Below are 5,952 nucleotides of genomic sequence, written 5' to 3'. Positions count from 1 at the left end.
AACAAAACACTCGCACTGCCCGCCGCACAGACGTGATCACAACACCAGCCGCTACCCCAGCACGACCTCACGCTAATCACCCACGAGGTCGCAAGCACGAAGATTCACCTCGCCGCCGACGGCAATTGCCGGCCCTCGCATTCGTTCTCACCGCCGGCCAGGCCCGCGTCGCCCTCGGTCCGCCAGCGGCGGACCCATTTGTGGGCCGTGGGCCGGGATATGCCCATCTCCGCGGCAACGTGCGCGATCGGGCGACCGGACAGGACACGTTCGACCAGGATCCGCCTGCCGTGAACGGTCAGCCGGGCATTACGGTGGGACACGAAGACCTCCATGTGTGGTGTGGAGCCTAGAGTTCAACATCGCCGACGGCAGCGTCATATCAGCACTGCACCGCCGCCACCGGGCCATCGAGTTCAAGAAGTTCCTGACCCGGATCGACAAGGTCGTGCCCGCCGGCCTCGATGTCCACCTGGTCTGTGACAATTACGCCACGCACCCACAACACCGCCGAGATCACGGCGTGGCTCGGAAAACACCCGCGCTTCCACGTCCACTTAACCCCACCGGCTCCTCCTGGATGAACCAGGTCGAGCGGTGGTTCGGCCTGTTGACGGACAAACTCATCCGCCGCGGCGTCCTCCAACGTCTTGACGATCACCCGCTCGACGTCCGCGTCGGAGATCTTGCGCGGCACACCGGGCCTGGGCTCGTCACACATGCCGTCCAGGCCACGGTCCAGAAAGCGCCGGCGCCACGTGCGGACCGTCTCGGGAACCACCCCGAGACGACGCGACACCTCCGCGATCGAATGACCCTCGGCACACTCAAGCACGATCCGTGACTGCAAGACCAGCGCCTGAGCCGTCGAACGCCGACGCACCCAACCCTCAAGCACAACCCGCTGGGCATCAGTTACCGACAATGGCGGGATCTTCGGTCCTCGACTCACACTGAACCAACGACGAATCTCTGACTCAGGTCACTAGCGGTCGATTCGGGCAGCCAAGACCGTTCTGGCCGCAGCCGGGGGTGGGATGCCTGCAAGAAGTTGAACGGGCGCAAGCGGCACATCGCGGTCGACACGCTCGGTCTCCCGCTGGTCGTACTGGTGCCCGCGGCCTCGGTGCAGGATCGTGACGGCGCCCGGCCCCTGCTCGCCCGGCCGCGGTAGATCCACTACCGCATGACTTTGGTATGGACCGATGGCGGATAAGTCGGCAGGCTCGTGACCTGGGCAAAGGAACGCTGGAACTCACCGTCGAGCAGCAACGACGTCCCCGGCTTCGTCGTCGTGTCCCGCAGGTGGGTTGTCGAACGGAGCCTGTCCTGGATCTCCCGCAGACGACGCTGCGTCCGCGACCTCCGTTACGCTGAACCACCGACCCGCTCCCTGGCCGACGAGCTGACCTGGGCCACGGCAACAAGAAAGCGGCAAAGACCATGGCACGTAGCAAAGAAATCGCCGCCCGGCGCCCTGATTACCTGGCAGAATTGGCGCACGGCACCGAACGGTTCCACCTGTCGCGGCGGGTCGAATGCCCGTGGTGCGCCTCTCCACGGCTGCGGGAACGGCTGAGTACCACCGACCTGGTCCAGCTCAAGCCGGGCCGGTTCGTGCTGGACCAGTGCCGCAACTGTGGGCACATATTTCAAAACCCCCAGCTTAGCCAGGAGGGGCTGGACTTCTACTACCGGGACTTCTACGACGGCCTGGGGGAAGAAACCACCGCGAAGCTGTTCCAGGGGAGAGGCAGCACCAAGCGCTTCCGGACCAGCGCGCGGGCGATGCTCCGCGTAGCCCGGTCGGACAGATGGCTGGACGTGGGCACCTCGCACGGCCACTTCTGTCAGGCGGCCAGGAAGGTTCTGCCAACGACGGTGTTCGACGGGCTCGACAACTGCGAGGGCGTGGAGTGCGCGGCCGCAGAGGGCCGGATCTCCCATGCCTACCGGGGCTTCTTCGTCGACCTGGTGGACGAGATGGCCGGGCGGTACGACGTGGTGAGCATGTTCCACTACCTGGAGCACACCCCCGACCCGAAGAAGGAGCTGGCCGCCGCACGGACCGCACTGCGCCCCGGCGGGCATCTGATGATCGAGGTACCCGACCCCGAGTCAATTTACGGGCGGCTGCTGGGCAAGTGGTGGGTGCCGTGGCTGCAACCGCAGCACCTACACTTGATACCGGTCGCCAACCTATGCCAGGAACTGTCCACCCACGGCTTCACCGTCATGGCCGTCGACCGCCGTGAACCACACATACCGGTCGACCTGACCGTCGCAGCATGGTTCCGCCTCACCCGCGTCCTGCCACCAGACGACGCTCCATGGCTCCCCGAACGTCCGCGCTTCGCTTCGCGTCTGACCCGTGTACTCCTGGTGCTGGCCGCGGCGCCGTTCCTGATCGCGGCATGCGCAGCAGACCAACTCCTCGCCCCACTCGTGCGCCGCACCCGGCTGTCCAACGCATATCGCGTCATCGCCCGACGCGACTGACAAGAGCCACCGCTCGGAGTGGCAGACCCCGCCCGCGCACTCGTCATCAGGGCGAGAGCTGGAGGCCAGGGTGCCCCCGCTCAAAGAGAAGCGGACCCTGCAGAGAACTCTACCCGCCCGTCTGAAGGCCCGAGAACGCGCCCCTCCAAGAGAGGAGGGGTAACAGAGCTCTGACCGAGCACTTCCCCATCCGCGCAGCAGCGCTCTCACCGCCAGCCCCGGAACCCGCCCGAAAAGAGCCCTGTGTGGTCGCATCGGTGACGTACGCGGCGAGGCAGGCCACGGGGCCGGCCAGGAAGCGGTCAACGACGCGAACGTCTGCCACCTGCTGCACGACGCGTTCTGACGCGGCTGGCCAGGAGACCTGTATCCGGCTGATGCCGTGCTGAACCAGCCGCGGGGTGTGCACTCCCACTGCCTGCAGCGTCTCGCGGCCGACGAGGCCGTGCGCGAGGAACACACATGGGGTGTGATCGGCAGGGCATGGAATTCGACGGGTGGGACTGTGGTGCCCAAGTCGTATCGGCCTGTGTCGAGTTCGGCTCCGATTCTGAGCCCGGCGTGAGCGGTCGCGGCGGCGATGGTCTCGATGACGACCTGGTAGCTGGTCAGGAGCCTGCCGCGCCAGTTCGCGGTGATGGCAGAACATCCGTTGTTCGATCTTGTTCCACTTCGATGTTCCGGATGGGAAGTGGCAGACCGTGATCTCGAGTCCGCTTTCCAGGGCGAAGGCGGCGAGGTGCTTCTTCCATGTCCAGCGGCGGGGGTCGTTGGAACCACCGCAGTCGGCCGGCGTCCGGTGGTCGTCCCGTCCGCGTTCTTGCGAGCCACCGGGGCGGATGGATTCCACCACGAACTCGCCCGTGTCGTGGTCGGTCCCGACGTTGACCCAGCCGCTGTTGCGGGCGATGTCGAGATGCCGTAAGGGATGGCGACCGGCTGGTCACTGCTAGTGAACGTGCAGCAGTCCACACCGTTGGGGTTCTTGCCCGGCTGCCAAATGCGTCGGCGGTCGGTCGCGGTTGCCAAGCCACTCCTGGGCTTGGTGTCCACGCTGATCACCGGCTGGTTGTCTTCGAGGAAGGCCCCGGCGGTGGCGTTGATGTGCGTGAACTGGGCATCCCGGTCCGGATGACTGGCACCTTCCGTGGCCTTGGCGGTTCCCTGCAGGCTGTATCACACGGCGTGCAGCAGGCGCCCAACGGTCGCCGCGCTGACCCGGTGGCCCTGAAGCGGTCAGCGCCGAGGACAGGGACCGCAGCAAGAGTGTGGTCGGCGCAACGGCGAGACCGGATCACCCCGGGTGTGCCGCTCGATCAGAACTTCAAGCGCGGCAGCAGACCGGGGTCGTTGACCGTCACCGGCTCACGGCCGGCTCCTGGAGCCCGGATCCGCCCGCCTGGTAAACGGCGCCCGGACAGCTCGGCGATCCCGCGTGCGATGGTGGCCGCACTGGCGCCAGAAGCGGCCACCACCAGCGTGATCCCGCCCTGGCCAAGCGCGGCCGCCTCGCTCACCAGGTAAATCCCACGGCGCCGCGAGACACCATGACCAGCACAACGATCCGACTATCCCACCGTCACGAAAGGGCCGTTGCAGTACTAAAGCAACGGCATTGCCATCTCTTCGACAGGGCAACAGTCATGCCGGGCCCGGAGGCCAGCGGCCCTATTGCAGGACCGCGAAAGAGATAACGGGGTCGTCTGGCAGGGATGGTCTCAGCGCAGGCCCGAGGTACCCATCGTTGAGGGGTGGCCGCCCGGCACGGCGGTCACCGGCAGCGGTAGGTGAAGTTGACGGACGCTGTATGCGCAGTGGGCGAGATGATCCGCAGCTCGGCCCGTGCGGGATGGATGCCTTTGCCGTTGAAACTCCAGAGCAGGTGGAGGTTCGCCTTACGCTGTCCGCGGGACACCGGTTCCCGCAGCGGCCCTGAGTCCGTGCCGTCGCTGCGGACCCAGCGGTAAGTCAGTGTCCCGGCCCTTCCGTTAGTGTTCACCACGCCCACCACGTCCGTCGTACTGGCGCAGGCCGGCGCCTTGGGTGTGGCTCGTACGGATACCTCCTGCACTGCGAGGTCCGGCCCGAGGCGCTGCCAGGCGAAATACCCCAGGACCCCCAGCAGTACCAGGGCAGCCAGCGTGTAACGGCGCAGGAACGCCAGAGAATACCTGCGGGGTCTTGCCGAGATGGCCGGTTGAGGCGGTGGTGTTCCGTGCCGAAGGGCGGCCGCGGTGACGCCCGGACCGAAGCGGTGGACGGCGGCGTCCACCCGGTCGGGGGCGATGTGGTGTTCCGGCTCCGGTGCCCGGACCGTATCCGCCAGCCTGGTAGTGGCCGACTGCTCCGGCAGCTCGAACCAGTGGCTCTCCAGAGCGGTCGCGCTGTATCCGTCGTCGTCGGTCGAGGCGGGTTCAGGACGCCGAACTGCATCCAATTGTCTGGTAGCCGCCTCGTCCTCGGATGTGATCCGTGGATCGTTCATCGGATTGTGATGACCTTGCCAGTCGAGGTGTGGACGGTCGGCTCAGGCTCGGGCTTCGGCTCCACAGTCGGCTCAGGCTCCGGGCTCGGCTCCACAGTCGGCTCGGGCTTCGGCTCGACGGTCGGCTCAGGCTCCGGGCTCGGCTCGGGCTTCGGCTCGACAGTCGGCTCGGGCTTCGGCTCGACGGTCGGCTCCGGCTCCGGGCTCGGCTCCACAGTCGGCTCAGGCTCCGGCTCGACAGTCGGCTCAGGCTCCGGCTCGGGCTTCGGCTCCACAGTCGGCTCAGGCTCCGGGCTCGGCTCCACAGTCGGCTCAGGCTCCGGCTCGACAGTCGGCTCCGGCTCCGGGCTCGGCTCGGGCTTCGGCTCGACAGTCGGCTCAGGCTCCGGGCTCGGCTCGGGCTTCGGCTCCACAGTCGGCTCCGGCTCCGGGCTCGGCTCCACAGTCGGCTCCGGCTCCGGGCTCGGCTCCACAGTCGGCTCAGGCTCCGGCTCGGGCTCCGGCTCGACAGTCGGCTCAGGCTCGGGCTTCGGCTCGGGCTTCGGCTCGACAGTCGGCTCCGGCTCCGGCTCGACAGTCGGCTCAGGCTCCGGGCTCGGCTCGGGCTTCGGCTCGGGCTTCGGCTCGACGGTCGGCTCAGGCTCCGGGCTCGGCTCGGGCTTCGGCTCGGGCTTCGGCTCAGGCTCCGGGCTCGGCTCGGGCTTCGGCTCGACGGTCGGCTCCGGCTCCGGGCTCGGCTCGGGCTTCGGCTCGACGGTCGGCTCCGGCTCCGGGCTCGGCTCGGGCTTCGGCTCGACGGTCGGCTCCGGCTCGGGCTTCGGCTCCACGGTCGGCTCCGGCTCCGGGCTCGGCTCGGGCTTCGGCTCCACGGTCGGCTCCGGCTCCGGGCTCGGCTCGGGCTTCGGCTCGACAGTCGGCTCAGGCTCCGGGCTCGGCTCCACAGTCGGCTCCGGCTCCGGGCTCGGCTC

At 67.8% G+C, this 5,952-nt stretch carries 4 protein-coding genes and 4 pseudogenes; 4 read left to right on the top strand and 4 right to left on the bottom strand.

What is annotated here, in order from left to right; genetic code table 11:
• Positions 1 to 104 precede the first annotated feature (104 nt).
• Positions 105 to 323, bottom strand: coding sequence for a leucine zipper domain-containing protein (locus ABZ070_RS34745; protein WP_356639888.1), 219 nt, complete (start codon positions 321 to 323; stop codon positions 105 to 107).
• 74 nt (positions 324 to 397) lie between these two features.
• Here ABZ070_RS34745 and ABZ070_RS34740 point away from each other — a divergent pair.
• Positions 398 to 640: pseudogene (locus ABZ070_RS34740) on the top strand (transposase); the annotation flags it as partial.
• A 30-nt stretch (positions 641 to 670) separates the two neighbouring features.
• Here ABZ070_RS34740 and ABZ070_RS34735 read toward each other — a convergent pair.
• Positions 671 to 883 (bottom strand): annotated as a pseudogene (locus ABZ070_RS34735) (helix-turn-helix domain-containing protein); the annotation flags it as partial.
• 144 nt (positions 884 to 1,027) lie between these two features.
• Between ABZ070_RS34735 and ABZ070_RS34730 the strand changes: the two are divergent.
• Both ABZ070_RS34730 and ABZ070_RS34725 read left to right on the top strand, forming a co-directional pair.
• Positions 1,028 to 1,174, top strand: a pseudogene (locus tag ABZ070_RS34730) (transposase); the annotation flags it as partial.
• 269 nt (positions 1,175 to 1,443) lie between these two features.
• Positions 1,444 to 2,499: a class I SAM-dependent methyltransferase gene (locus ABZ070_RS34725; protein WP_356639886.1), complete on the top strand. Its 1,056-nt coding sequence runs from the start codon at positions 1,444 to 1,446 to the stop codon at positions 2,497 to 2,499.
• Positions 2,500 to 2,964: 465 nt separating this feature from the next.
• On the opposite strand, the pseudogene ABZ070_RS34720 reads toward ABZ070_RS34725, so the two are convergent.
• Together ABZ070_RS34720 and ABZ070_RS34715 are read right to left on the bottom strand one after the other, a co-directional pair.
• Positions 2,965 to 4,037 (bottom strand): annotated as a pseudogene (locus ABZ070_RS34720) (ISAzo13 family transposase); the annotation flags it as partial.
• Between the two features lie 233 nt (positions 4,038 to 4,270).
• Positions 4,271 to 4,936, bottom strand: coding sequence for a hypothetical protein (locus tag ABZ070_RS34715; RefSeq protein WP_356639884.1), 666 nt, complete (start codon positions 4,934 to 4,936; stop codon positions 4,271 to 4,273).
• Positions 4,937 to 4,993: 57 nt separating this feature from the next.
• Between ABZ070_RS34715 and ABZ070_RS34710 the strand changes: the two genes are divergently transcribed.
• Positions 4,994 to 5,952 (top strand): hypothetical protein (locus ABZ070_RS34710; protein ID WP_356639882.1); only part of this gene is annotated, 959 nt, incomplete at its 3' end.

This window comes from Streptomyces sp. NPDC006283 (assembly GCF_040613325.1).
GTDB lineage: Bacteria > Actinomycetota > Actinomycetes > Streptomycetales > Streptomycetaceae > Streptomyces.
This window is presented reverse-complemented; position numbering and strand designations above follow the sequence as displayed.